The sequence below is a fragment of the Bradyrhizobium sp. USDA 4452 genome (genome assembly GCF_054063575.1).
In genome coordinates this window covers 4,908,690-4,933,904 of sequence record NZ_JBSSGK010000001.1, presented here as the reverse complement: position 1 = coordinate 4,933,904, position 25,215 = coordinate 4,908,690, and the positions used below count along the sequence as shown (strand labels likewise).

The following is a 25,215-nucleotide window of genomic DNA, read 5'->3' as shown; positions in this document are numbered from 1 at the left end:
ATGTCTGAACAACCGGACCGGGCGAGATCGTCCCGCTATCGCGACATCGCCACCGGACTGCAGAAGGACATCCGACTCGGCACCTATGCGGTCGGCAATCTGCTGCCGACTGAAACCGAGCTGATGGCAAGCTATCAGGCGAGCCGCCAGACCGTGCGTGAGGCGCTGCGCATCCTGATCGACCAGGGCCTGATCGTGCGCCGCGCCGGCCTCGGTTCGGTGGTGATCGCCTCCGAGCCGCCGGTGCTGTTCACCCACAGCGTCAAGTCGCTCGGCGAGTGGCTGCGCTATTCCAACGAGACCTACCGCGACGTGGTTGGCAGCAGCGATATCGTTGCCGACCGCAAGCTGGCTGCCCACCTGAAATGCGAGCCCGGCAAGAGCTGGTTCCTGATCGAGGCCGTGCGCCGCTCCGACCAGTTCTCAGCGCCGCTCGGCTGGACCGAGATCTACGTGCTGCGCCGGTTCGCCGATGTCGTGACCCGCAGCGACCACGGCCGCACTCCGGTGCACGAGCAGATCGCCAAGATGTACGGCCAGGTCACCGAGCGTGCGCAGATGGAAATCTTCGTGCGGGGCATGCCGGCGCCGATCGCCAAGGCGCTCGGCGTCAAGACCGGATCGCCGGCGCTCACCGTGGTACGGCGCTACTACGGCCTGCGCGAGGAACTGTTCGAGGTCACCATCACCACGCACCCGGAAGGGCGCTACACCTACACAATGGATATGCAGCGCTCGCTGCGGCCGAAGCTCTAGGATTTTGCTGAGACGCGTTTCGCTGCGAAACGCGCTATCGCGCCCGCGCCAGATGCGTGGGGGCGGAAGTATGTGCCATCTGCGGGGTGCCGCTTACGCCCCAGATCACGACCGCGATCAGCGCGGCCGCCCAGACATATGGCACAGCATTCGGCTTCTTCATTTCCGAGATCATCCCCAACGTCTCAGATGCACCGATCGACCTCACGACCTCCGTCGTGAATCTCACGACCTCGATTGTCAGCGTCTCACCAGACACCCGTCCTTCACAACGCTACTAAGGTCAGACCTTGTCGGTTTCAGGACCTCTTCATGCGAATCCGGAAATGATTTCGTGGGAACCCGGCCCTCTCATCCGAATTGATGAGATCGCGGGTCTCAATGCCCCGGCACTCGCGGCAGGCCTAAGAGAATTTCCTGCTCAAATTTGAGTCAGATGCACAACGAACGTTCCAAAGCGCGGCCACGAAATACTTTTTGATTGTCCGCCGGACTCCAGCCGTGGCATGCCTGCGCCTGTGACACTGCGATGACAAGGGTTCTCCCGTGACTGCCCAACCGGCCAAACCGCACGGCGGCTCCCGCCGCCACTCCAAGGAATCGCAGGACGAGGTCGCGCGCTCGCTGGAACGGGAGCTGCAGTTCTTGAGCGAAGAGCGCCAAGAGCGCGCCCGTCGGCTCGGCCTCGACTTTGCGGCCAAGACGCTGAAGACGGACAACTAGGCGCGCGGCCATCTGTCAGTACCAGTGCGCTGGGATGCACCAGTCGTGCTCGGGGGTCTGGTCACGCCGCAACGGCGAGGCCATTGCACGCCGAGGGGGCGAGTCCGATTCACCCGGGCACCGTGAGAGGACTATCGTGCGCCTTCCAAGAACGTAACCGGCGTCCCCTTTGCAACACCAGCAGCAACGCGCTGCGCATCCCAGTTCGTGAGCCGGACACAGCCGTGGGACGCGGCCTTGGAGACCTTGCCGGGATCGCCGGTGCCGTGAATGCCGTAGCCTTCCCCCGAGAGGTTGATCCACACCACACCGACCGGATTGTTCGGGCCCGGCTTGATCGTGAACGGCTTGTTCGATCTGACGCCCTTGAACTTGTACTTGGGATTGTAGCGATAGGTCGGATTCTTGTTGACCGCCGTCACCTTCAACGTGCCGGTCGGCGTCGGCTTCTCCGTGCTGCCGACCGTTGCGGGATAGAAAGCGAGCAGCTTTCCCGCAGCATCGAATGTGCTGAGCGTCTGCCGCGTCTTGTCGACCTCCACGCGCGCAATCGCCGGCGGCTTTCCGGGGTCGAGCACGTTCGCGACCGCAATGCCGTCACCGGGCTTGTCGAACTTCTGTCCTGGATTCAGTGCCTGCAGCAACGCCTCGCTCATGTGGAATTTTTCCGCAATCGCCTCGCGCGGGCTGGTGTAGTTCAGCGCCGGCAGGCTCTTCATGTCTTCCATTCTCGCGGGAATCTTCTTTAAGAACGGCCCTTTCACGTCGGCGTCGACGATCGTGTAGGTGACGATCACGGCCCCTTCGCTGGCCGCAGCGAGCCTGCTCCAGAGGTCCGCCGTCACGGCCTTGTCGAACGACAATCCATTCGCCTCGGCAAACGCCGTGAGCGCCTTCTGCGCGTTGTCACCGAGCTTGCCGTCGATCTCGCCGGGAGAGAAATGCGCGCGATCGAGCAGGATCTCGAGCTTGGCAACGGATGCGCTGATCTGTTGCCGGCCCGGCAATTTTGCCGTTGGGGCCGCCGCATCATTGATCGCCACGGCATCGAGGCCGGCTGCGATCGCTGGGGCAGCCGAGGCGAGCAAGAGGACGAGGGCAAAATTCGCAACAGAAGAAAGTCGGAACATCGCATATCCCAACGTAGCTACCTTCGGTCAAGCTACGGGAAGCGTCGAAGTTCCAATGCAGAAAACGGCCGAGAAACAGCAGAGATCGCTGCTTGCCGCAATCGTCCTGCCAAAAAGTCGCTATCGGAAACGCATTTGCGCGCAGACCACGCTGATCCGCAAAGCAATCTTACGGCGCGGACGAAACCGCTGCGCTCGGCAGCGGCGCGAACTGCATCCCCGCGACGGCGGAGCCGGCATATGCACTGGCGATCAGGATCATAACGCGAAGAGCGACAAACATGGTGCCTCCTGAGCTTCTTGTATTTGCCGCAGGATGCCAGGGACTTCTTTCCCGCCGGTGAGCAAAGCTGGTTGCCGCAACCTTGAAGGCATTGGTAAGCGAGCCGTTACGCAGGTGCCCGTTCATGAGTTGAGAACCGTATCGGCCGATCGACCGGAGCGCTCAACGCGCGGTTCACCGTCGCCGGGCATTGTGCGCCTCAATCAAGAAGGCGCAATCACAATGCCGATTTTCAGGACGATCCTTGTTGTCGTATCGACTTTTCTTGCCGGTTTGTACGTCTACGATACCTGCCGCGGCGACTGGCTCACCATGCCGGCATCGGTAAACGATATCTTTGCGCGACGATGGCCGGAACCAGATGAATTTCGTGGCACGGCTCCCCCCGTCGCCACCTTCGTCGCCGACGCGACGCCGGCGGCGCGCGTTAGGGAAACGTTTGCGATGTTCATCCCCAGGGACGCGCGACGCCACCTGATACAGCGCAGCCTTTAATGCTCCGATTTAGCCCAAGGATACGCCGGCCTTGGCGCGGCTGATCCCCAGCGCCACAATGCGATTCAACAGAACCGGGTAATCCAGTCCGTCATGCCCCGCGGCTGTCGCAAACTCCTGGCTCTTGGCGATTTCGGGGTTGGGATTGGCTTCGATAAAATACGGAACGCCATTGGTGGAGAGACGGAAGTCGATGCGCGCGTAGCCATCGAGCCCCAAGGTCCGGTAGATGCGTTTCGCCAGCCGCTGAATATGCGCGGATAGTTCCGGCGTCAGATCCTCGGCCGGTCCATCCGCAATTCCGATGCGCTCCTGATAGCTGGTATCGTGCTTGACCTTTTCGGTGGCGATCTGGCGCGCGGCGGGGCCGCCCATGCTGCCGAACTTCAATTCCCAAACCGGCAGCACCCGCAGCCTGTTGTTGCCGATCACGCCAACATAGAGCTCACGTCCCTCGATGAACTGCTCGGCGATCGCGGCCGTTCCGATCCGCTCATGGATAAAGGCGACGCGCTCGGCGAGCTTCTCGTCGGTATCGACGATCGACGCCTGCGAGATGCCGAGCGATCCGTCGCTGCTCAGGCTCTTGACGATCAGCGGCAGCGCAAGCCGCGGCGGCCGCTTGACCTTGCGGCGCATCGGGAACACGGCGAAGGCCGGCACCGGGATGCGGCGGTGATGCACCAGCGTCTTGGACAGATCCTTGCCGCGCGCCAGGATCAGGCCGCGCGGATTGCACCCGGTATAGGGGATCTTCATCAGCTCGAGATAGCTCGCGATGTGCTGGTCGTACACGACGTCGTAATGAAACTCCTCCAGCAGCGTGAACACGACGTGCGGCTTGAAGCCCTCGATCTCGTCGCGCACCGGCTTGATTTCCTCCTGCACGCCGAGCGGACGAACCTCGTGGCCGGCCGCGCGCAGCGTACTCACCACGTCGTATTCGGTTTTCCACTCGTTGATTTCCCGCGCCGAGTATCCTTCGCTGGAGTCCGGCGGCACACAGTCCGGGTGCATCAGCACCAGAATGCGAAAGTGTTTCATAGCGCGATCCACTTGCGGCGCGATGGGCCGAACAGCGCGTGCATGGTCTTGGCGGTCAGCAGGATGGTGAAATTGGTCACCAGCTTCTGCTCCGGGCCGACGGCGCGCAGATTGAGCTCGCGGCAGCGCGAGATCATGTCATCGAGCACGGCATCGAGCGTCAGCTGGTTCTCGCCCGTCCAGCGCGCGACCAGCTGCCTGACCTGGGCACGATGCCGCCTGATGAAGGACGCAGCCGGCGGATGCCGGTGATGCCGCGGATCGGCAGAGAACAGCTTGGACAGATCGCGGTCGTAGGTCTTCGGCGGCGTGAAAGCGTAAAACGCCTGCTTCTTCTTGTAGTGCTCGCCGAGCGTCTGCTTGAGCGTATGCAGCGGATCGACCCGCTCGCGCGTCGTCAACAGCGGCCGCTCGCCGGCTATCTCGCCCATCAGTTCGTCGACATATTCGAGCTTCTTCAGCGCCGGCCATCCGGCATAACGCGTCCGCCAGTTCGAACGCGGCCGCAGCCACACCGCGAAGGTCTCGGCGAAATCCTCATCCGGATGGCTCTGCGCGTACCAGAGCCTGAGATGCTGGACATAATTGCGGCTGGCCGGATTGGGTCGGTAGTAGCGCGGATAGTGTTGCGACGACGGGCCGAACAGCTGCTGCCAGCGCCGCCGACGTTGCAGCTGGTAGCCGTGCTGTATGGCATGACCCGCCTCGTGGCGGAGAATGGCCATGCACTCGGACCACGAGGCGCCCTCGACGTCGAGCATCATCTTCTTCTCGAGTTTCATCAGGCGGGGATGGGCGAGATAGAACGGAATGGCGATGCCGGGCACATCGGCCGGGCTGAACCATTCGCTCGAGATCCAGGTGTGCGGCCGCAGCCGGATGCCGCGCTCTTCGAGCTCTTCGTAGAGCGTGCCGACACAATCCGCGAGCCAGGTGCCTTCGACCGCAACCCTCAGACTGCTGAGGCGTTGCTCGAGCAACTGCGCATCCGTGAGCTTCTCCCAGGCGTGTTTGCGGCGCGGCATAGGCTTCCAAAAATCAAGAACAAACCGGAATTGGGATGGTGTCATAGGTTGCCGCCGGCAACAACCGCCGGGCTTTTGCAGCAGGCCTCGGTCCGCGCCGCTTCACGCCAACCCCGCTCCGTGCTTGCGCCGCAGGTCGGTAGGACACGGAGCGCCCGGGCCATAGGCCCAGATCGCCGCAGGGACAGCTTCGCGCCTTCTGCTATGATTGGGCCGTTTTCCGGGCAAGGTTCTTTGAGGGGGCGACATGGATGATCGGCGGCGGCTGCTTTTTCACGGCATGGCTTTGTTCCTGATCGGGCTGTTGACCGGCCTCATCGAACAGCACTTCACCAATGTGCGGATGGCGCTCGCAGCTCATCTCGAGGGCGTGATGAACGGCACGTTCCTGCTCGCCGTCGGCGCGATCTGGAGCGAGGTCAGGCTGTCGCCCCGCGCGAGCGTCGCGGCCTACTGGGCGCTGCTATGCGGAACGTACGGCAACTGGGCCGTGACGACGCTCGCCGCCGCTCTCGGAACCGGCGCGCTGTCGCCGATCACGGCGGCCGGGCGTGGCGCCGCGCCGTGGCAGGAAACGCTGGTGACCACAGGCTTCGTCTCGATCGGTCTTGCGATCATCGCGGCATCGATCCTGCTGCTGTGGGGGCTGCGCGGCAAGGTGGCGCGCATTGCGCCTAAGGCTTGACCCAGCGCTGCACGGCAGCAGCGGTGTCGGCCGGATTGGTGTTGAAGCAGATGGCGGCGCCGGGCGCGAGCCGGTGCACCAGATTGAGAATGGTCTCGAACAGCAGCAGCCGCTCCGGCGGCTCGCGCAGCCCGGCGCCGATCACGACGCAATCATGGCGGCGGGCGTTCAGGGCCGCCGCCGTCACCGCTTCGGCAGTCTCGCCGAGATCGATCAGGCAGCTGTCGACGTCGTAGCCCAGTGTTCGCAGGCCCTCGATCTGCGCGTCGATATAGCTGCGCACCAGTTCGGGCGTAAACTGCGGCATGACGGACAGATCGACAAAGGTGGGGTCGAGCCCGATCGCCAGCACGGATGGTTTCGTCATGGTCGCGGTTCCCGGTCCGAGGCATCTCGCCCGAGCATGCCGCGGGTTTGAGTCGAAATCGCGGACGGGAGGTCAGTAACCGGCCTGCTGCTGGGCGGCGCGTGCCGCGACCGCGGCGCGCCGCTTGAGCAACTCGCGCTCGCGCGCATTGCCGGCCAATGCGGCGGCGGCCTCGAACGCAGCGCGGGCCTCGTCGAAGCGGCTCAGCCGGTGCAAGAGATCGCCCCGCACGCTCGGCAGCAGATGGTAGGCTCTCAGCGCCGGCTCGTCGGCGAGGCCGTCGACGATCGCAAGCGCCGCTTGGGGGCCTTCGGCCATGCCGATCGCGACCGCGCGGTTGAGCGCGATGACAGGCGAATCCAGCAGCGCGGCGAGATCGCCATAGAGCGCGGCGATGCGCCGCCAGTCGGTGGCAGCAGGCGTGTCGGCCTCGGCGTGACAGGCGGCGATCGCGGCCTGCAGCGCGTAGAATCCGCCGCCGCCGCCGAGCTCACGGGCGCGCGCCAGCGCCAGTTGCCCGCGGCGGATCTGCAGGCGGTCCCACTGCGCGCGGTTCTGGTCCATCAGCAGGATCGGCTCGCCGGCGGCGTCGGTGCGCGCCGCCATCCGCGAGGCGTTGAACTCCATCAGCGCCAGCAATCCGTGCGCCTCCGGCTCGTGCGGCGCAATCGAAGTCAGCACGCGGCCGATGCGCAGCGCCTCGTTGCAGAGCTGCGGCCGCAGCCATTCGTCGCCGCTCGCCGCGGTATAGCCCTCGTTGAAGATCAAATAGACGACCTCGAGCACGGAGGCGAGCCGCTCCGACAGCGCCTCGCCGCGCGGCGTCTCGTAGACGAGACCGGATTCCGACAGCGTGCGTTTAGCCCGCACGATGCGCTGGGCGATGGTCGCCTCCGCCTGCAGGAAGGCGCGCGCGATCTCGCCGGTGGTGAGGCCACAGATCATCCGCAGCGCCAGCGCCGCGCGCGCCTCGCGCGACAGCAGCGGATGGCAGGCGGTGAAGATCAGCCGCAGCAACTCGTCGCCGATATCGTCGTCGAGCGCGGAATCGAAATCGGGCATGGTCTCCTGCTCCCGCACCAGATCATGCGCCAGCATGCCGTGCTTTGCGGTCAGCATGCGGCTCCGCCTGATATGATCGAGCGCACGACGCTTGGCGGTCGCCATCAGCCAGGCGCCCGGCTTCTCCGGCACTCCACTGAGCGGCCAGTGCTCGAGCGCCGCGATCAGCGCTTCCTGGGTCAGATCCTCGGCGAGCGGCACGTCGCGCAGCATCCGCGACAGGCTGGTGATCAGCCGCGGCTGCTCAATGCGCCACACCGCAAGGATCGTCGCCTGGATGTCGGCGGCCGTCATCGCCGCCGACCTGGATTGCCGTCCTGATGCGTCGTCTTCACGCGAACCGGAGGCCGCCTCGCGCGAACGCGCCCTGTCCGTTCCGCATCAAGCGATGGCGGATACATCGACCTGGCAGGCGCCGTCGACGCCCGGCGAGGCGAAGGGGCGCACCTCGCAGGTGCCGTCCCAACCGGGCATGTGCTCCTTGTGCAGCTGCATGAACTCCACGGCGGCCGCGACCGCCTCCTCCTTGTTGCGGAGCTCGAAAATCGCGTAGCCGCCGATCATCTCCTTGGCCTCGACGAACGGCCCGTCGATGACATTGAGCTTGCCGTCGGTGATGCGGACCTGGGCCCCCATCGCGACCGGCAGCAGCCCGCCGGTATCGATCATGCGGCCGGCCTTGATCTCCCGCTCGGCGAGCTTGCCCATCGCCTCCATCAGGGCCGGCGTCGGCGGGCGAGGGGGGTGGGTGGAGGTGACGATATACATGAACCGCATCGGAAAACTCCTGTTGGGCGAGAAGCGACGATAGTCGCCGCAAACCAGCTCGCTATGGGGAACGACGATCCGGGGTGCGTCGGATCGACAAGGAAAAGGGAATTATTTTGGGGGGCAGAAGACAACATCTCGGCCAAGGCCCCTTCTCCTTCCCCCTGAAAGGGGGAAGGTCGGGATGGGGGTCAACCGCAGACACAGCTGCAAGCGGAGAGAGCGGATCCCCACCCGCTCCGCTCTACGAGCAAAGCGACCTCCCCTTTCCAAGGGGGAGGTTCAGACGCGCGCCGCCCCCTTACTGCTCCCGCAGCATGATCAGCGGGTCGGCGCTGTCGGGGACGCGGCGCCACTGGGCGTTGTCGTCCGCCTCGAACTGCCAGGTCTCGCCCTTGGGCGACATCAGGATCATCTGGCCATGGTCGAGCCGCCACAGCGTCGGGTTGAAGGCCGCGACCGCGGGATCGCATTTGCCTTTCAGGAACACCTGGAAATTGTCGTTGCCGGCGTCGGTGTTGGTCAGCACCAGGGCGCAGATCGCCTGACCGTTGCCGCGGACCATTGACCAGTCGCCGATCATCTGGTCCATCGACTTGGCGAGTGCGCGCGCAGCGGCAAGGTTTTGCAGGATGTAGACGCCCTCATTGGTGCGCATCCCCTCGAAGATGCCGGTCTCGACCTCGGTGAAATCGATCACCGCCTCGCCGGCCGCGTTGTGCAGCCGCACGATGTCGCCGAGACCCTTGATGCTCCAGCCCGCGATGTCCTTGGTGAAGGGCAACGCGGCGGCGCAGGCCGGCTCGAGCTCGAGCTTGAAACCTAAAGGCGTCGCATCGCTCTTCAGAGTCACGACGCAGGTCTTGCTGCGCTCGGTGGTAGCGAGCTCCCACTGCCCGATCATGTCTTTCTTCAACGTCGAGACGTCCTGCGCGGCTGCCGGACCGCACGCGGCCAGCAGCACAAGCAGCGCGACGCTGAAGCGGGACAATGACATCAGCGGCCCTTCACCGGCGTTTCGGCAACCGGCGTCAGCGGCGGCTTGCCGGCAAACCAGTTCGTGATGTTGTCGACCACGAGCTGGTCCATCGCGTTGCGCGTGACCACCGAGGCCGAGCCGATATGCGGCAGCAGCACGACATTCTGCATCGCCTTCAACTCGTCCGGCACGTTCGGCTCGGCCGCGAACACGTCGAGACCGGCGGCGAGGATGGTGCCGGATTTCAGCGCCGCGACCAGCGCCGGCTCGTCGACGACAGAGCCGCGCGCGACATTGATCAGCACGCCGCGCGGGCCGAGCGCCTTCAAGACGTCGGCATTGATCATCTTCGCCGTCGAGGCGCCGCCCGGCACGATGACGATCAGGGTGTCGACCGCCTTCGCCATCTCGATCAGATCGGGATAGTGCTTGTAGGCGACGTCCTTGGACGGATTGCGCGAATGATAGGACACCGGCACGCGCGAGGCCTCGAGCCGACGCCCGATCGCCTGGCCGATGCGACCCATGCCGACGATGCCGATCTTGCGGTCGCGCAACGAGCCGACGCTGAGCGGATAGTTCTGGGTCTGCCACAGGCCGGAGCGCACGTAGCGGTCGGCCTTGATGAACTCGCGCAGCGTCGCGATCAAAAGGCCCATCGCGACGTCGGCGACCTCCTCGGTCAGCACGTCGGGCGTGTTGGTGACCACGATATTGTGATCCCGCGCATAGGCGGAATCGACGTGGTCGTAGCCGACACCGAAGCTGCCGACGATCTCGAGCTTGGGAAACATCGCCATCGCGGTCTTGTCGGTGGCCATCGTGTGATAGGTGACGGCGATGCCGCGGATCTTGGCCATCGTGTCGGGGGTCAGCCGCTCGAGGTCGCCGCGGCTCTCGGCCCGGTGCAGCACATATTGATCGGAAAAGCCGTTTTCGAGGATGGGCCGGATCGGTCCGTAAACCAACAGATCGATCTTTTCGGAAGAAATCGGGGCCATCAATTGTCCTTTCCTAACGCGCTTTCATGCCAACGCCGCAACAAGAGGTGCGAAACTAGCGCCAGCACCCCATAGATGACAATCCCGGCCAGCGATAGCAGCAGAAGTGCTGCAAACATGCGGGGAATATTCAGCCGGTAGCCCGATTCAGCGATCCGGAAGGCGAGGCCCGAGCCGGCGCCGGCGCTGCCCGCCGCGATCTCCGCGACCACGGCACCAATCAGCGACAGGCCGCCGGCGATGCGCAGGCCGCCGAGGATATAGGGCAGCGCCGCGGGCAGCTTCAGCAGCAGCAGCGTCTGCAGCTTCGATGCGCCATAAAGTTGAAACAATCCCGCGAGGTTGCGATCGACCGAGCTGAGGCCGAGCGTCGTGTTCGACAGCACCGGAAAGAACGCCACGATCCAGGCGCAGACGATCACGGCGGTCTGCTGCTGCAGATAGATCAGCAGCAGCGGCGCGATCGCGATCACGGGCGTGACCTGCAGCACCACCGCGTAAGGGAACAGGGAATATTCCAGCCATTTCGACTGGTTGAACAGCAGCGCCAGCACGACGCCGCCGATCGCGGCAGCAACGAAACCTTCGAGCGTGGTCAAGAGCGTGACACCGAGCGATTGCGACAGCACCGGCCAGTCCGCAACCAGCGTCTTCAACACCAGGAGCGGGCTCGGCAGCACGTAGGGCTGGATGCCATAGGCGCGGACGATCGCTTCCCAGAGCGCGAGGCCGGCGGCGAACACCGCGACCGGCAACACGAAACGAATGAGGTCCTGCGGAGATTTCATGCGCCCGCCTGCCCTGCATAGGACGGCGCCAGTGCATTGGAGACCTCGCGGCAGAACGCGGCATATTCGACCGAGGTGCGGAACTCCTCGCCGCGCAACTCCGGCGAGGTGATGCGAAACTCGGCGCCGATCCGGCCCGGGCGCGCCGTCATCACGATCACGCGCTCGGAGAGATAAACCGACTCGAACACCGAGTGCGTCACGAAGATGACGGTCTTGTGCAGATCGCGCCACAGCGACAACAGATCATTGTTGAGACGAAAGCGCGTGATCTCGTCGAGCGCGGCGAACGGCTCGTCCATCAAGAGGATGTCGGGATCGGTGATCAGCGCGCGCGCCAGCGACACCCGCATCTTCATGCCGCCGGACAGTTCGCGCGGGTAGGCCGCCGCGAACTCGGCCAGCCCGACCTGATCGAGCGCGGCCTCGATGCGCGCATCGGCGTCGGCCGCCGGCAGCCGGGCGAGCTTCAGCGGCAGGCGGACATTGTCGCGCACCGTCGCCCACGGCATCAGGGTCGGCTCCTGAAACACGAAGCCGATCGGATGGCTGCCGCGCCGCGCCGCGCCATGATGTGAGAGCTCGACCGTGCCGGCGCTGGGTGTAGCGAGGCCGGCAATCAGCCGCAGCGCGGTGGATTTGCCGCAACCGGACGGCCCGAGCAGCGAAACGAACTCTCCGCGCCTGACATCGAGGTCGAGCGGCCCGAGCGCCGTCACGCCGCCGTCGTAGGTCTTGCTGACGCCGCGCAGGCGCACGGCCGATCCGGCATCAGGTCCCGACAACGCAGGCTCCGCCATCGCGCGTCCGCACCGGTCAGTTCTTCGGCCTGAGCTCGACGCCGACCGCTTTGTTGACGAAGCGCAGCGTGTAGCCCTGGCGATAGTCGATGGTGCTCTTGACCACGCCGGCGCGCACCATCTTGTCGAAGAAGCTCGCCATCCGCTCGTCGGTCATGGCGCCGATGCCGTTCTTGATGGAATCGCCGGAATCGACGATGCCGTGCTCGCGCATCTTGGCGACGCAATAGGCCAACAGCTCGTCGTTCATCTCGGGATTGAGCTTCTTGATCATCGCATTGCCGGCCGAGTTGTCGCCGTAGACGTAGGTGTACCAGCCGACGATGGAGGCATCGACGAAGCGCTGCACCAGATCGGGCTTCTTGTCGACGAGGTCGCGGCGGGTCTCGATCAAGGTCGAGTAGGAGTTGAAGCCGTAATCGGCGAGCAGCAGCACGTTCGGCTTGAAGCCGGCGGCTTTCTCCACCGCAAACGGCTCCGAGGTGACGTAGCCCTGCATCGCGGTCTGCTTGTTCACGATGAAGGGCTGCGGGTTGAAGGTGTAGGGCTTCACCTTGTTCTCGTCGAAGCCGTATTCCGACTTCAGCCACTGGAAGTAGCTGGTAATGCCTTCCTTCGAGATCAGCAGCGTCAGCGGCTTCAGATCCTCGATTTTGCCGACCTTGACCTCGGGATGGGTCAGGAAGACCTGCGGGTCCTTCTGGAACATCGCAGCGACGGCGACCAGCGGCACGTTATTGGTGACGGCATCGAAGGTCTGCAGCGAGTTCGCGCTCATGAAGAAGTCGAGCTTGCCCGCGATCAGGAGCATCCGGTTGTTCTCATTGGGACCGCCGGGCACGATGGTGACATCGAGGCCGTATTTTTTGTAGGTGCCGTCGGCGAGCGCCTGGAAAAACCCGCCATGCTCGCCCTCGGCGACCCAATTGGTGCCGAACGAGACCTTGTCCAGAGTCTTGTCCGAGCTCTGCGCCCGCGCCGGGAGCAGGCCTGCGGAAACGCCGAGGGTGGCGGCCAGAACGGCCGTGGTTAACGCTCGCGGCAAAAAGGCCGGGATCATGGTTGGACTCCGTCGATCATTATGGCCCATGATGGAAGCGGAAAGACGTGCACCGCGCCAGGAGACGCGAACGCCTCACCGATGTTAAACAAACTATCCTGCAAATCCATCCCATGAAACGCTTGTATTGAAACGACTGGCTTGATGACTTCTCAGCTTCCGCCCCGTGACTGGACCGCCATCCACTGGCCCGACCTTGCCAAGGACGCGGCCGCGCGCTGGATTGCGGTGCTGCCCCTGGCCGCGACCGAGCAGCATGGGCCGCACCTGCCGCTCGGAACCGACGTCATGATCGGCGATGCGTATCTGGCGCGGGTTCGGGAGCTGCTGCCGGCGGCCATCCCGGCGACGTTCTTGCCCCTGCAGCCGGTCGGCATCTCCACCGAGCACATCGATTTTCCGGGCACGCTGACCCTGCCGGCCAAGGTGGCGCTGAACAGCTGGATGGCACTCGGCGAGAGCGTGGCGCGCGCCGGCGTCAGGAAGCTCGTGATGGTGACAAGCCATGGCGGCAATTCCGCCGCGATGCAGCTCGTGGCGCAGGACCTGCGCGCGCAACACAAGATGCTGGTGGTGACCACGAGCTGGTCGCGTTTCGGTACGCCGGACGGCCTGTTCGATGCCGACGAATTGCGCCATGGCATCCATGGCGGCGCGGTCGAGACCTCGATCATGCTGGCCAAGTATCCGCAACATGTGCGCAAGGATGCGATCGCGGACTTCAAGCCCGCGAGCGTGCAGATCGAGAAGGATCACCGTTTCCTGTCGACCCAGCGGCCGGCGCCGTTCGCCTGGCAGGCGCAGGACCTCAATCCGAGCGGCGCAATCGGCGATGCGACCCAAGCCTCGGCCAAGAAGGGCGAGCAGCTGATCGAGCACGGCGCGCGCGCGTTCTGCGAGCTGCTGGCCGACGTCGACAGGTTCGATCCGGGCGCGTTTGACGGCAACTGATCGCGAATTCTTGACGCTATGGCGCTGAAAGAGATTTGAGGCCTTATGCCAGCTTGGTTTGATCTGCTTCAATTTTGCTGGGTTGTTGGTTTCGTAATTCTTGGAACCCGAATTTGGATTCTCGCAGCGCATCTTACCCGGCGTCAGCAAGTGGAAGTTACGATTGCTCAGAAGCGCTCCCTCCTACGACCAACTTGACGCGAGAGGGCAGATCATGTTGCGCCAGTTTCATCGCCTTCTGTGGATGCTTCTGCTCCCCTACCTCGTTGGAGGCGGACTCCTGTTTGACTTCCTAAAAAAGCATTTGCAGTAATGGTTAGCTTGCCGCCCCTTTTGGCGTTTGTGTCATAGCACCGGGAATTCCTTCGTCCCGGCCGGGGCCGACGAAACAATTCACGAAACCATATTTCCGTCACGATCCTTCGAACCGGAACCGGAAAGCCTCCGTCCAACGGGCATGCGGACCACACCGGCGCCGCGCTCAAATAGGATGGAGTATCCCATGTCGATCAAGACCAGGTTTGCCGCCCTCGCCCTCACCACGCTCGCCGTGACCGGCACCATCGCGTCAACCACGTCGCAGGCCAATGCCAAGCCGTATGGCTGGGGCTGGGGCGTCGGCGCGGGCCTCGTCGGCGCCGCCATCGTCGGCAGCGCGATCGCGGCCAGTGACGGCTATTACGACGGCGGCTATCGGCGCTGCGCCTGGGTGCGCCAGTTCGACGCCTACGGCAACTACATCGGCCGCGTGCGCTCCTGCTACTGATCGACGGGTCTTCATAGTGTTTTCGAGCGAAGTGGGCACCGGTTCGCGTGAAGAAAACACGTCAAGCTAAGAATCTAGAGCCGACTAGGCTCTAGGCTGCGGATCCTGCGTTCGGCGCGGGTCCTCATCCACCCCGTGTCGCGCACGACACGTCCGGTGATCCCCCGGGCGGGTCAATTCTTGAACGCGGCGATCACAGATATTTCGCGATCAGCCGGAAGTCGCGCAGCACGTTGCGGCCCTTCGGACCCGATGCCTTCAGCGTTTCTTCCAGGCTGTGGCCGATGTGATCGTGGATCAGCGCCTTCTTGGCGCTCTCGATCGCGCTCTCCACTGCCTGCAATTGCTGGGCGATCTGCGCGCATGGACGGCCCTGCTCGATCATCTCGACGATGGTCTCGAGATGGCCGTTGGCGCGCTTCAGGCGCCGGGCGATCGCTGCGTGCGGATGGTCGTCTGACATTCGGTTCTCCTATCCTCCCCGGAGGATAATCGCGATCCTCCCCGGAGGATAGCAGAATCGGCTTGACAGGCCATTGTGGCAGGCGTAGTGCCCAACTGTCGGAACATGCGTTCCGCACCGGGGCCTGACCCCGGACACCAACCCGACCACGAGCCAACACAGAAGGCACATGGGCAGTAGCAACTCAGGCGACAGTAGACCGACAACGGGACTGTTGACGCCGCAACATAGCAAGACTGATCGCGCAGATTTCGCCTGCGTGGATAGGTGGTCGCGCCTCGCATAACCGCCTGCTCCTCACCGGCCTGCCGCGCGACAGCGGAAGTGGAGGTGAGCGATGTTCGAAAAGCTCGCAAAATTCCGGCAAGCAAGCCCGCGGCGCGTTGTCGAGCCGCGGCAGATCCCGCCGCGGGCGGCCACCTATTCCAATGACAACCTGCCGGGTTTTCGCCGCCCGGTGGACCGCCGGCGTCCAACCCCGGCCTGTCATTGGATCCTGATCGACGGCCGCCTGGAATGCCGGTGGACCATCGACGACACCGGCGGCGATCTCGACCGTCAGCGGCGCGCGGGCCGGCGTTTCGGCTTGCGCGCGAGCGCGCGTCACGCCGCGGCCGTACGCCTGGGAGGCCGACATGGACGAAGGACCTAGTTGCCCCGTTGCGCGGCTGTCACACGCAGCAACGGGATCCTTGAACTGCATCACATCTGGAAATGCCGCTGCTCACGGCAGCGGAGACGTGCGCGCCTGACGACGCCTGCGTCCCCCTCGCCGTGCCCGAAAGGCGGCGAGGAGACGCGAAATGACCGAAGGCAACACCACCCAAACCGCCATTCTCGACAGCGCGCATGCCGGCGACATCCACGGCGCGCTCGGCAGCATCGCGCGCGACGACACCGCCCCGCGCGCGACATTGCCGGCCCGGCTGAAGACCCTGCTTGCGATCGTCGGCCCCGGCCTGATTGTGATGGTCGGCGACAACGACGCCGGCGCCTTCGGCACCTATACCCAGGCCGGGCAGAATTACGGCACCACGCTGCTGTGGACGCTGCTGCTCTTGATCCTCGTGCTCTACGTCAACCAGGAGATGGTGGTGCGGCTCGGCGCGGTCACCGGCGTCGGCCATGCGCGGCTGATCTTCGAGCGCTTCGGCAAGTTCTGGGGCGCCTTCAGCGTCATCGACCTGCTGGTGCTGAACGCGCTGACCATCGTCACCGAATTCATCGGCATAACCTTTGCGCTGCATTTTCTCGGCGTCTCGCAGTTCTGGGGCGTGTTGGTCTCGGCCGTCATCGTGATGCTGGCGGTTTCGACCGGCGACTTCCGCCGCTTCGAGCGCTTCGGCATCGTGCTGGTCGCGGGCAGCCTGCTGCTGGTGCCCGTCATCCTGATGGTGCATCCGCCGATCGGGCAGATCGCGGCTGATTTCTTCGTGCCGAAGATGCCCGAGGGTGCCAAGCTCAGCGAGGTGATGCTGCTGATCGTCGCCATTGTCGGCACCACGGTGGCGCCGTGGCAATTGTTCTTCCAGCAGAGCTACATCGTCGACAAGCGGATCACGCCGCGCTTCATCCGATATGAGCGGATGGATCTGTGCATCGGGATCGTGCTGGTCGTGGTCGGCGCGGTGGCGATGATCTCGTTCTGTGCCGAAGTGTTCGGCGGAAAGCCCGAATTCGGCAATTACACCGACGCTCTGGGGACCGCGGTCGGGCTCGAGAAATATGCCGGCCGGCTGCCGGCGGTGCTGTTCGCCCTCGCGCTGCTCGATGCCTGCATCATCGGCGCGGCGGCGGTTTCCCTCTCGACGGCCTACGCGATCGGCGACGTGTTCGCGGTCAAGCATTCGCTGCACCGCAAGCCGCGGGACGCGAAGGGCTTCTACAGCGTCTATTGTGGGCTGATCGTGCTCGCCGCGGTGCTGGTGCTGACGCCCGGCACGCCGCTCGGCCTGCTCACCAACGCAGTGCAGACGTTGGCCGGTGTGCTGCTGCCGAGCGCGACCGTATTCCTGCTGCTGCTCTGCAACGACCGCCACATCCTCGGCCCCTGGATCAATTCGACCCGGCTGAACCTGTTCACCGGCGCCGTGGTCGCGGGCCTCGTGATGCTGTCGGTGATCCTGACCGCCTCGGTGCTGTTCCCCGATCTCGGCGAGCAGTGGATCATCGGCATCCTGGCCGGCGGCAGCGCGCTGGCACTCGCGGTGACCGCGCTGGTCAAGCTGTACGAGATGTCGTCGCGCCGCAGCGCGTCGTTCCGCTTCAAGAACAAGCCGCCGCTGTTCAACCGCGACACCTGGCGGATGCCGCCGCTCGACCGGCTGCCGCCGGCCCGGCTCAGCCCGCTGAGCCGGATCTGGATGATCGTGCTGCGCGGCTATCTGGTCGTCGCTGCCGGCCTCGTGCTGCTGCGCATCGTGCAGCTCGCCACGGTGGGGGCGTGACGACACTCGGTCGCGGCCGGCGATGGGGCGCGATCGTGCTGCTTCGGATGGCGAGCGCCGTCCTGCGCAGCGCCACCGCGCTCTACCTGAAACGCACTATCTCCGCCGCCGGGCTGCGGGCGGCGCTCTCAGTGGCACGATCCTTCGAACGAACCGGCGCGCTGATCGCGCTGGGAAGAAGGTCGCGCCCGGATTTCACTTCGACACAGAAAGCTAAAGACCATGACGGCATCGAATGAAGGGTGGGCGCTCGGCATGACTGCAACACCGGCACGGCGAAATGCAGTGAACCACGCAGGCGGCTTTGCCCCGTTACGCGACTGTCATACAGGCAGTGCACACCGGGAGGCATCTGGCGTGCCCCAGTTGCTATTGCGAACCATTTGCAATAAGGAACCCGGAATGTTAGTTGCTGATCTGGCGTTGGACGGGACAACACGGATCGGACCGGGGATGGCGGGCGATGACTTCAAATCTCGGGTGGCAAGCGGCCGCCAAATCTGCAGTGATGGCAGGGAATACCTCCAACCGAGCGTGGGGGATCGTCGCGCCATGACCTGCGTTCGCCTCTTTCGGGTCCAGATCGCTGCCGGCGCAGCCCTCGGGGCTGCCGCCTTCGGGACGCCGGCGACCGCGGCCGACATGGCCGTCAAGGCACCGACCTTGAACGCGATTTACAGCTGGACCGGCTTTTACGTCGGCGGCCATGTCGGCTATGGCGACGGCCGCCTCGGTCCCGATACCAATCCGCTTCCCCTGCAGGCCGTCTTCTTTCCGCACAGCATCATCGGAGGGATCGGTGGCTTCCAGGTCGGATACAATCATCAGCTCGGGAACCGCTTCGTGCTCGGCGTCGAGGCCGATGCGACATTCGTGGGCCCGGTCGATCTGCCGCGGCGCATGCTCGGCCCCTTCAACAGCTCGATCGATTATGTCGGTACCGTGCGCGGCCGCGCCGGTTACGCCTTCAACGGCTGGATGCCCTATGTCACCGGCGGCTTCGCCTGGGGCCGCACCCAGGTCAGGGTCAATGATGCCGCCGGCAACGTGATCTCGGAGCCCGGCCAGTATCAAACCGGCTGGACGGTCGGCGCCGGCGCCGAATTTGCGCTGAGCGGCAATTGGACGGCCAAACTCGAATACGACTACGTCGACCTGTCGCGCCGTACGCTCGGCCTCAACGACTTCGGCATGCCCGGCGTCAGCATCGACCCGCGGCTACAGATGCTGAAATTCGGGCTGAACTACCAGCTTGGCGACTCGCCCTGGTCGGCGACGCCGGCCAAGCCCCTACTGCCGGAAGCCGACAATTGGTCCGTCCATGCACAGACGACGCTGATCGGGCAGGGCTACCCGGCGATTCGCTCCGCCTATAGCGGCACCAACAGCCTTCCGGCCGGCGGGCAGGCGCAGCAGACCTGGACCACGACTGCCTTCCTCGGCGTGCGGCTGTGGGAGGGCGGCGAGCTCTATTTCAACCCTGAGACGGCGCAGGGCTTCGGCCTCAACGGCACGCTCGGCCTTGCCGGCTTCCCGAACGGCGAGGCACAGAAGGCCGGCGCCGAATATCCGAGGATCCGGCCGCAGCGCTACTATTTCAAGCAGACCTTCGGCCTTGGCGGCGAACAGGAAGACGTTCCCGACGGTCTCAACCAGATCGCGGGCAAGCGCGACATCGATCGCCTGACCTTGATCGTCGGCCGTTTCGCAATCGGCGATTTCTTCGACGGCAACTCCTACGCCAAGGATCCGCGCGCCGACTTCATGAATTGGGCAATGTGGGCCTCCGCGGCCTACGACTTCCCGGCAGATTTGCCCGGCTACACCCGCGGTGCCGTGGTCGAGCTCAACCGCAAGGACTGGGCGGTGCGCGCCGGCGTGTTCCAGGTGCCCAACGCACCGAACAGCGATGTGCTGGTCTCGAACGCCAACAACGGCGGCGCGGTGGTCGAATTCGAGGGCCGCTATTCGATCTTCGACCAACCCGGCAAGGTACGCGTCGGCGTGTTCGGCAATCGCGGCTTCAGCGGCAATTACGCCCAGGCGCTTGCGATCGAGAACGCCAATCCGGGACTCGACATCAACGACGTGATGGCCGGCATCCGCAAGGACAACACCAAGTACGGCTTCTATTTGAACGGCGAGCAGCAGATCGCGACCGATGTCGGCCTGTTCGGGCGCCTCAGTTGGAACGACGGCCGGAACGAGATCCTGTCGTTCACCGATGTCGATCGCAGCGTCTCGGGCGGCCTGTCGATCAAGGGCAGCTATTGGGGCCGGGCGAACGACACGATCGGCATCGGCGGCGCGGTCAACGGGCTGTCTTCGGCGCATCGCGACTACCTCGCCGCCGGCGGCCTCGGTCTCTTGATCGGCGACGGCGCGCTGAACTACAGCCCCGAACGTATCCTCGAGACCTACTACGCCTATCAAGTGAACAAGAACCTGACGCTGACCGCGGACTATCAGTTCATCACCAACCCCGCCTACAACGCGGACCGCGGCCCGGTGCACATCTTCTCCGGCCGCATCCACGGCGAGTTCTGAGCAATGGCGCTCTCCCGACGAACAGGGGCGCTGGGGGCATTGCCACCCCCAGCGCCCCTGCCTTATCAGGAACGCGACGGCTGGAGCGATCCGGAGGGTGGCAGACGCTCGGTACGCATCGACAACGTCAACCAACCGATCGGGATTTCGCGCAGTGGACAGATCGATTGAGCACGGCGGACGAATGCTGATGGCTGACGACGCGCTCGCGAGCGACGAGAACCTCAGTACCGGCGATCAACTCATCGCAAGTCACAACGTCGATCGCGGGCTGACCTCCGCGTTCTCCAGCCGGTTGCACTGCAAATCCCAGACAAGGCGTTCGCAATGAACCTGCAGGATATCCGGACGCCGGCTCTGGGACAGGTGCTGCGGCCAAACGTTTGGGACGTGGTCGCGCTGGTCCTCATCATCGGCACCATGGTGGCGCTCGTCTATGGCGGCGAGCAGACCACGCTTCCGCTGTCGACACTCGACGTCAATCCGGTATCGCTCGATCCGGCTAATTTGCCGCTATACGCCTTGCGCACGACGATGCGCATGCTGCTGGCGATCGCCTGCTCGATCGTCTTCACGTTCATATATGCGGCGCTGGCGGCGAAGAGCCGGCGCGCCGAGATCGTCCTGATCCCGCTGCTCGACATCCTGCAATCGGTACCGATCCTCGGCTTTCTCACCTTTACGGTCGTCTTCTTCCTGAATCTGTTTCCTGGCAAGGTGCTCGGCGCCGAACTGGCATGCGTGTTCGCGATCTTCACCAGCCAAGCCTGGAACATGACCTTCAGCATGTACCAGTCGATGCGCAATGTGCCCAAGGATCTGGAGGAGGCTTCCCAGAGCTTCCATCTGACCGGCTGGCAGCGGTTCTGGCGGCTCGACGTACCGTTCGCCATGCCGGGCCTGATCTGGAACACGATGATGTCGATGTCGGGCGGCTGGTTCTTCGTGGTGGCCTCCGAGGCCATCACCGTCGGAAACACCACCGTGACGCTGCCCGGCATCGGCTCCTATGTCGCTCTGGCCATCCAGGAAAAGAACCTGACGGCGATCGGCTATGCGATCCTCGCGATGCTTCTGGTGATCATCGCCTACGATCAATTGCTGTTTCGCCCGGTGGTGGCGTGGGCCGACAAATTCCGGTTCGAGCAGACCGCCTCGGCCAGCGCACCGACCTCGTGGATGCTCGATCTGTTTCGGCGGACCCGCGCGCTGCGCGCACTGACCTATCCGTTCACGGCCTTGAACCGGGCCGTCTCGAACTTGCATATCGGATTTCCGCGTCTCGCCGCAGCGTCAAAGGGCGGGAGCGAGCGGCAGTCTCGCGTGATCGACGCCGTCTGGCTCGCTACCATCCTGGCCGGCACCGGCTATGCCGCCTGGAAGAGCTATCAATATCTGTCGGCGACACTCGACCTGTCCGACGTCGTGACCACAATTGGATACGGATTCATCACTCTGGCGCGCGTGGCCGTGCTGATCGCGCTGGCCACCCTGATATGGGTCCCGATCGGAGTGTGGATCGGGCTGCGGCCAAAGCTCGCCGAGCGGATTCAGCCGCTCGCGCAGTTTCTGGCGGCGTTTCCCGCCAATCTCGCTTTTCCGGTGTTCGTGGTCATCATCGTCCGCTTTGGCCTGAGCCCGAATATCTGGCTCAGTCCGCTGATGATCCTGGGCACCCAGTGGTACATCCTGTTCAATGTGATCGCGGGCGCCAGCGCGTTCCCGACCGATCTTCGTGAGGCTGCCGGCAGTTTCCACCTCAAGGGATGGCGGTGGTGGGTCAAGGTCGTACTGCCCGGGATTTTCCCCTATTACATCACCGGCGCCATCACTGCCTCGGGCGGATCCTGGAATGCCTCGATCGTCGCGGAGGTCGCAAGCTGGGGCGATACCCATCTGACCGCGACAGGCCTCGGGGCCTACATCGCGAAAGCGACCGAAGCCGGCGACTTCCCCCGGGTCGTTCTTGGCATCGCCATCATGTGCGTGTTGGTAACACTGTTCAATCGCCTCCTGTGGAGGCCGCTGTATGCCTTTGGCGAGCGCCGCCTTCGCCTTGGCTAATCAGGAGGGCTGCATGCTCGATCAACCCAACCAACCCAGCCTGCTCGATATCCGTGGCGTCTGCCGGTCGTTTCCCAAGGGCAGCGGCGAGGAGCTGCTGGTGCTGGAGAAGGTCGACCTGACGCTGCGTTCGGGCGAGATCGTGGGCCTGCTCGGGCGCTCCGGGTCGGGCAAATCAACCCTGCTGCGCATCATCGCCGGCCTGGTCGCGCCAAGCTCCGGCGACGCGAAATGCCGGGGCGAGGCGATCAAGGGACCGCCGAACGGGGTCGCGATGGTGTTCCAGTCGTTTGCGCTGTTCCCTTGGCTGACGGTTCTGCAGAACGTCGAGCTCGGACTTGAGGCATTGGGGATCGATAGCGCCGAACGCCGCAAGCGGGCGCTCGCCGCAATCGACCTGATCGGCCTCGACGGGTTCGAGTCGGCCTATCCCAAGGAGCTGTCGGGCGGCATGCGACAGCGCGTCGGCTTTGCCCGGGCGCTGGTGGTCCATCCGGACCTGCTGTTGATGGACGAGCCGTTCTCGGCGCTCGACGTGCTCACCGCCGAGACGCTGCGCACCGATCTTATCGACCTCTGGATCGAGGGTCGGCTGCCGATCAAATCGGTGCTCATGGTGACGCACAACATCGAGGAAGCGGTCCTGATGTGCGATCGCATCCTGGTATTCTCGTCCAATCCCGGACGCGTCGCAGCCGAGATCAAGGTCGACCTGCCGCATCCGCGTAACCGATTAGATCCAATGTTTCGGCAACTGGTCGACAGCATCTATGCCCGCATGACGCAGCGCCCGGAGCCCAAGACGCCGGCCCTCGAGGGCATCCCGGGCAGCGGCGTCGGGATGATCCTCAACCACGTCTCGTCCAACGTGCTTTCGGGCCTGATCGAGACCCTTGCCGGACCGCCCTACAACGGGCACGCCGACCTGCCGGTGCTCGCAGGCCATCTGCAGCTCGAGGCTGACGAGATCTTTCACCTCGGCGAAGCGCTGCAATTGCTGCGGTTCGCGCAATTGAGCGAAGGCGACCTGATGCTGAGCGATGCCGGCAAGCGATTCGCCCACCTCGAAACCGACGCGCGCAAGCGGCTGTTCGCGGAGCACCTCGTCAATTACGTGCCGGTGATGGGTCTGATCCGCCGCGTCCTCGATGAGCGGCCGTCGCACTCGGCTCCGGCAGCGCGCTTCCGCAACGAACTGGAAGACTACATGTCGGAAGACTATGCCGACGAGACGCTGAAGACGATCGTGTCGTGGGGCCGTTACGCCGAGCTATTCGCGTATGATGAGCAGTCGGAGCTGTTCAGCCTGGAAAATCCGCACTAGCCAGCGGTCGTGTAAGGGAAGCGCGACCAGGGACCATAACCATCGCCGATTGCGTCGGGACGGCACGCGCCCTCTCCCCACTCAGATATATGTAGCCCCCCCGGGCTTGCCGCAAGCCCGGGGTCATCCCGTAGAACGCGCGCCCAATCGAACGGAGGAGTGCGCGATGCGGGAACATGCTGTGGTGATTGCCGGCGGAGGGCCGACCGGGCTGATGCTGGCGTGCGAGCTGGCGCTGGCCGGTGTCGATGTCGCGATCGTCGAACGGCGCGAGGTGGCGGACCTGATCGGCGCGCGGGCGGGCGGTCTGCACGCACGCACCATGGAGGTGCTCGACCAGCGCGGCATCGGCGACCGCTTCGTCGCGCTGGGGACGCGCCATCCGGCGGTGCTGTTCCATTCCCATCTGGTTCCGCTCGAGATCAGCGACTTCCCGACCCGGCGCAATTTCACGCTGGGGCTGCGGCAGAACCATATCGAGCGTGTGCTCGGCGAATGGTCCGACGAGTTGGCGGTGCCGATCGATCGCGGCCGCGAGGTGACCGGCTTCGCGCAGGACGAGGATGGCGTCGACGTCGCACTGTCGGATGGCCAGGTGCTCCGGGCACAATATCTGGTCGGCTGCGACGGCGGCCGCAGCCTCGTGCGCAAGGCGGCCGGCATCGAATTCGCCGGGTGCGATCCGAGCAGCAGCTGGCTGATCGCCGAGGCCGAGATGTCGGACGAACCTGAATGGGGCTTTCGCCAGGACGACGCCGGCATCTATGCCATCGGCAAGGTGGAAGACGGTGACCGGGTGCGGCTCGTGCTGACCGAGCGGCAGCTCGGCACCGACCGGGAGCCGACCCTGCGCGAGGTCAGCGAGCGGCTGGTCGCGGTCTACGGCACCGATTTCGGCATCCACAGCCCGGTCTGGATATCGCGCTTCACCGACATGACCCGGCAGGCCGTGACCTACCGCAAGCAGCGCGTGCTGCTGGCCGGCGATGCCGCCCATGTGCATCCGCCGATGGGCGGACAGGGCCTCAATATCGGCGTGCAGGACGCAGTGAATCTGGGCTGGAAGCTCGCCCAGGTGATCAAGCAGACATCGCCGGACAGCCTGCTCGACACCTATCAGGCCGAACGGCATCCGGTTGCGGCCCGCGTGCTGCGCAACACCATGGCGCATGTCGCGCTCAGCCGGACCGATGCACGAAGCAAGGCACTGCACGAGGTCGTCTCCGAATTGCTGCGTATGGACGGGCCACGCCGAAAGTTCGCCGCGATGATGTCGGGCCTCGACCTGCATTACGATCTCGGCGACGGCCATCCGCTGCTCGGACGCCGCATGCCCGATCTCGATCTGGTGACGACCAACGGCCCGCCACGGGTCTTCACGCTGCTGCACCAGGCACAGCCGGTGCTGCTCAATCTTGACGAGCCCGGCAGCATCGACATCGCGGGATGGATCGACCGGGTTCGGCTGGTCGATGCCGATTACGCCGGCGCGTGGGAGCTACCGGCACTCGGGACGGTGCCGGCGCCCGGCGCGGTGCTGGTCCGGCCCGACGGCTACGTGGCGTGGGTCGGGAACCGGAGTCAGGCGGGACTCGCCGAGGCGCTGACCAAATGGTTCGGTGCGCCGACCCACACATCGTGAGCGTAGCCCGGATGGGGCGCAGCGCAATCCGGCCTATGGATTGTT

General features: G+C 64.6%; 27 protein-coding genes. 14 read left to right on the top strand and 13 right to left on the bottom strand.

Features of this window, described 5'->3' with window-relative positions; all coding sequences use genetic code 11:
• Positions 1–756 carry a GntR family transcriptional regulator gene (locus tag ACVISU_RS23660; protein ID WP_050403839.1) on the top strand — a complete coding sequence of 252 codons (756 nt, stop codon included), beginning with the start codon at positions 1–3 and terminating at the stop codon, positions 754–756.
• Between the two features lie 34 nt (positions 757–790).
• On the opposite strand, the gene ACVISU_RS23655 is transcribed toward ACVISU_RS23660, so the two are convergent.
• Positions 791–919, bottom strand: a complete 129-nt coding sequence (locus tag ACVISU_RS23655) for a hypothetical protein (protein WP_283807357.1) — start codon at positions 917–919, stop codon at positions 791–793.
• Positions 920–1,302: 383 nt separating this feature from the next.
• Between ACVISU_RS23655 and ACVISU_RS23650 the strand changes: the two genes are divergently transcribed.
• Positions 1,303–1,479 carry a hypothetical protein gene (locus ACVISU_RS23650; RefSeq protein WP_456708478.1) on the top strand — a complete coding sequence of 59 codons (177 nt, stop codon included), beginning with the start codon at positions 1,303–1,305 and terminating at the stop codon, positions 1,477–1,479.
• Positions 1,480–1,610: 131 nt separating this feature from the next.
• On the opposite strand, the gene ACVISU_RS23645 is transcribed toward ACVISU_RS23650, so the two are convergent.
• Positions 1,611–2,609: a L,D-transpeptidase family protein gene (locus ACVISU_RS23645; protein WP_050403837.1), complete on the bottom strand. Its 999-nt coding sequence runs from the start codon at positions 2,607–2,609 to the stop codon at positions 1,611–1,613.
• 340 nt (positions 2,610–2,949) lie between these two features.
• On the opposite strand from ACVISU_RS23645, the gene ACVISU_RS23640 reads away from it, so the two are divergent.
• Positions 2,950–3,387: a hypothetical protein gene (locus tag ACVISU_RS23640; RefSeq protein WP_244521931.1), complete on the top strand. Its 438-nt coding sequence runs from the start codon at positions 2,950–2,952 to the stop codon at positions 3,385–3,387.
• 9 nt (positions 3,388–3,396) lie between these two features.
• Here ACVISU_RS23640 and ACVISU_RS23635 read toward each other — a convergent pair whose 3' ends face one another.
• Complete coding sequence (locus ACVISU_RS23635) at positions 3,397–4,431, bottom strand: D-alanine--D-alanine ligase family protein (protein ID WP_050403835.1); 1,035 nt, start codon at positions 4,429–4,431, stop codon at positions 3,397–3,399.
• Positions 4,428–5,456, bottom strand: a complete 1,029-nt coding sequence (locus ACVISU_RS23630; protein ID WP_050403834.1) for a putative zinc-binding metallopeptidase — start codon at positions 5,454–5,456, stop codon at positions 4,428–4,430. Before ACVISU_RS23630 ends, ACVISU_RS23635 begins: the two co-directional genes overlap by 4 nt.
• Before the next feature lie 247 nt (positions 5,457–5,703).
• Here ACVISU_RS23630 and ACVISU_RS23625 point away from each other — a divergent pair, with 247 nt between their 5' ends.
• Positions 5,704–6,141 (top strand): hydrogenase, encoded by a 438-nt coding sequence (locus ACVISU_RS23625; RefSeq protein ID WP_456708477.1) that lies wholly within the window; start codon positions 5,704–5,706, stop codon positions 6,139–6,141.
• Here the strand turns inward: ACVISU_RS23625 and ACVISU_RS23620 are convergent.
• The 8 genes from ACVISU_RS23620 to ACVISU_RS23585 all read right to left on the bottom strand — a co-directional run bounded on the left by ACVISU_RS23620 (position 6,131) and on the right by ACVISU_RS23585 (position 12,966).
• The gene (locus tag ACVISU_RS23620) at positions 6,131–6,508 is read right to left on the bottom strand and encodes a hypothetical protein (protein WP_456708476.1); all 378 of its coding nucleotides are present in this window, start codon (positions 6,506–6,508) and stop codon (positions 6,131–6,133) included. The two genes, ACVISU_RS23625 and ACVISU_RS23620, sit on opposite strands and share 11 nt — an antisense overlap.
• Before the next feature lie 72 nt (positions 6,509–6,580).
• A complete protein-coding gene (locus ACVISU_RS23615) occupies positions 6,581–7,864 on the bottom strand; it encodes an RNA polymerase sigma factor (protein WP_456708475.1) in 1,284 nt (427 codons plus the stop codon).
• 87 nt (positions 7,865–7,951) lie between these two features.
• Positions 7,952–8,347: a YciI family protein gene (locus ACVISU_RS23610; RefSeq protein ID WP_456708474.1), complete on the bottom strand. Its 396-nt coding sequence runs from the start codon at positions 8,345–8,347 to the stop codon at positions 7,952–7,954.
• A 292-nt stretch (positions 8,348–8,639) separates the two neighbouring features.
• Complete coding sequence (locus ACVISU_RS23605) at positions 8,640–9,335, bottom strand: AprI/Inh family metalloprotease inhibitor (protein ID WP_050403829.1); 696 nt, start codon at positions 9,333–9,335, stop codon at positions 8,640–8,642.
• The gene (locus ACVISU_RS23600) at positions 9,335–10,318 is read right to left on the bottom strand and encodes a 2-hydroxyacid dehydrogenase (RefSeq protein ID WP_050403828.1); all 984 of its coding nucleotides are present in this window, start codon (positions 10,316–10,318) and stop codon (positions 9,335–9,337) included. The genes ACVISU_RS23605 and ACVISU_RS23600 overlap by 1 nt, the downstream gene beginning before the upstream one ends.
• Positions 10,318–11,106 (bottom strand): ABC transporter permease, encoded by a 789-nt coding sequence (locus ACVISU_RS23595; protein WP_456708473.1) that lies wholly within the window; start codon positions 11,104–11,106, stop codon positions 10,318–10,320. The genes ACVISU_RS23600 and ACVISU_RS23595 overlap by 1 nt, the downstream gene beginning before the upstream one ends.
• Positions 11,103–11,906: an ABC transporter ATP-binding protein gene (locus ACVISU_RS23590; protein WP_456708472.1), complete on the bottom strand. Its 804-nt coding sequence runs from the start codon at positions 11,904–11,906 to the stop codon at positions 11,103–11,105. Before ACVISU_RS23590 ends, ACVISU_RS23595 begins: the two co-directional genes overlap by 4 nt.
• 16 nt (positions 11,907–11,922) lie before the next feature.
• Entirely contained in the window at positions 11,923–12,966 is a 1,044-nt protein-coding gene (locus tag ACVISU_RS23585; RefSeq protein ID WP_050403825.1) for an ABC transporter substrate-binding protein, read from the bottom strand.
• A 144-nt stretch (positions 12,967–13,110) separates the two neighbouring features.
• Between ACVISU_RS23585 and ACVISU_RS23580 the strand changes: the two genes are divergently transcribed.
• The gene (locus ACVISU_RS23580) at positions 13,111–13,917 is read left to right on the top strand and encodes a creatininase family protein (RefSeq protein ID WP_456708471.1); all 807 of its coding nucleotides are present in this window, start codon (positions 13,111–13,113) and stop codon (positions 13,915–13,917) included.
• Positions 13,918–14,419: 502 nt separating this feature from the next.
• A complete protein-coding gene (locus ACVISU_RS23575) occupies positions 14,420–14,683 on the top strand; it encodes a hypothetical protein (RefSeq protein WP_456708470.1) in 264 nt (87 codons plus the stop codon).
• A gap of 193 nt (positions 14,684–14,876) precedes the next feature.
• Here ACVISU_RS23575 and ACVISU_RS23570 read toward each other — a convergent pair whose 3' ends face one another.
• A complete protein-coding gene (locus ACVISU_RS23570; RefSeq protein WP_050403822.1) occupies positions 14,877–15,146 on the bottom strand; it encodes a metal-sensing transcriptional repressor in 270 nt (89 codons plus the stop codon).
• A gap of 337 nt (positions 15,147–15,483) precedes the next feature.
• Between ACVISU_RS23570 and ACVISU_RS23565 the strand changes: the two genes are divergently transcribed.
• From ACVISU_RS23565 to ACVISU_RS23530, 8 genes are all read left to right on the top strand, one after another.
• Positions 15,484–15,798 (top strand): hypothetical protein, encoded by a 315-nt coding sequence (locus ACVISU_RS23565; RefSeq protein WP_456708469.1) that lies wholly within the window; start codon positions 15,484–15,486, stop codon positions 15,796–15,798.
• Positions 15,799–15,949: 151 nt separating this feature from the next.
• Entirely contained in the window at positions 15,950–17,593 is a 1,644-nt protein-coding gene (locus ACVISU_RS23560) for an Nramp family divalent metal transporter (protein ID WP_456708468.1), read from the top strand.
• A complete protein-coding gene (locus tag ACVISU_RS23555; RefSeq protein WP_456708467.1) occupies positions 17,590–17,832 on the top strand; it encodes a hypothetical protein in 243 nt (80 codons plus the stop codon). Before ACVISU_RS23560 ends, ACVISU_RS23555 begins: the two co-directional genes overlap by 4 nt.
• Before the next feature lie 313 nt (positions 17,833–18,145).
• Positions 18,146–20,140, top strand: coding sequence for a carbohydrate porin (locus ACVISU_RS23550; protein WP_456708466.1), 1,995 nt, complete (start codon positions 18,146–18,148; stop codon positions 20,138–20,140).
• Positions 20,141–20,330: 190 nt separating this feature from the next.
• Positions 20,331–20,471 (top strand): hypothetical protein, encoded by a 141-nt coding sequence (locus ACVISU_RS23545; protein ID WP_157113275.1) that lies wholly within the window; start codon positions 20,331–20,333, stop codon positions 20,469–20,471.
• Positions 20,468–22,204 carry an ABC transporter permease gene (locus tag ACVISU_RS23540; protein WP_050403817.1) on the top strand — a complete coding sequence of 579 codons (1,737 nt, stop codon included), beginning with the start codon at positions 20,468–20,470 and terminating at the stop codon, positions 22,202–22,204. The genes ACVISU_RS23545 and ACVISU_RS23540 overlap by 4 nt, the downstream gene beginning before the upstream one ends.
• Positions 22,205–22,217: 13 nt before the next feature.
• Positions 22,218–23,528, top strand: a complete 1,311-nt coding sequence (locus ACVISU_RS23535; RefSeq protein WP_050403936.1) for an ABC transporter ATP-binding protein — start codon at positions 22,218–22,220, stop codon at positions 23,526–23,528.
• A 166-nt stretch (positions 23,529–23,694) separates the two neighbouring features.
• The gene (locus tag ACVISU_RS23530; protein ID WP_456708465.1) at positions 23,695–25,170 is read left to right on the top strand and encodes an FAD-dependent monooxygenase; all 1,476 of its coding nucleotides are present in this window, start codon (positions 23,695–23,697) and stop codon (positions 25,168–25,170) included.
• Positions 25,171–25,215 lie beyond the last annotated feature (45 nt).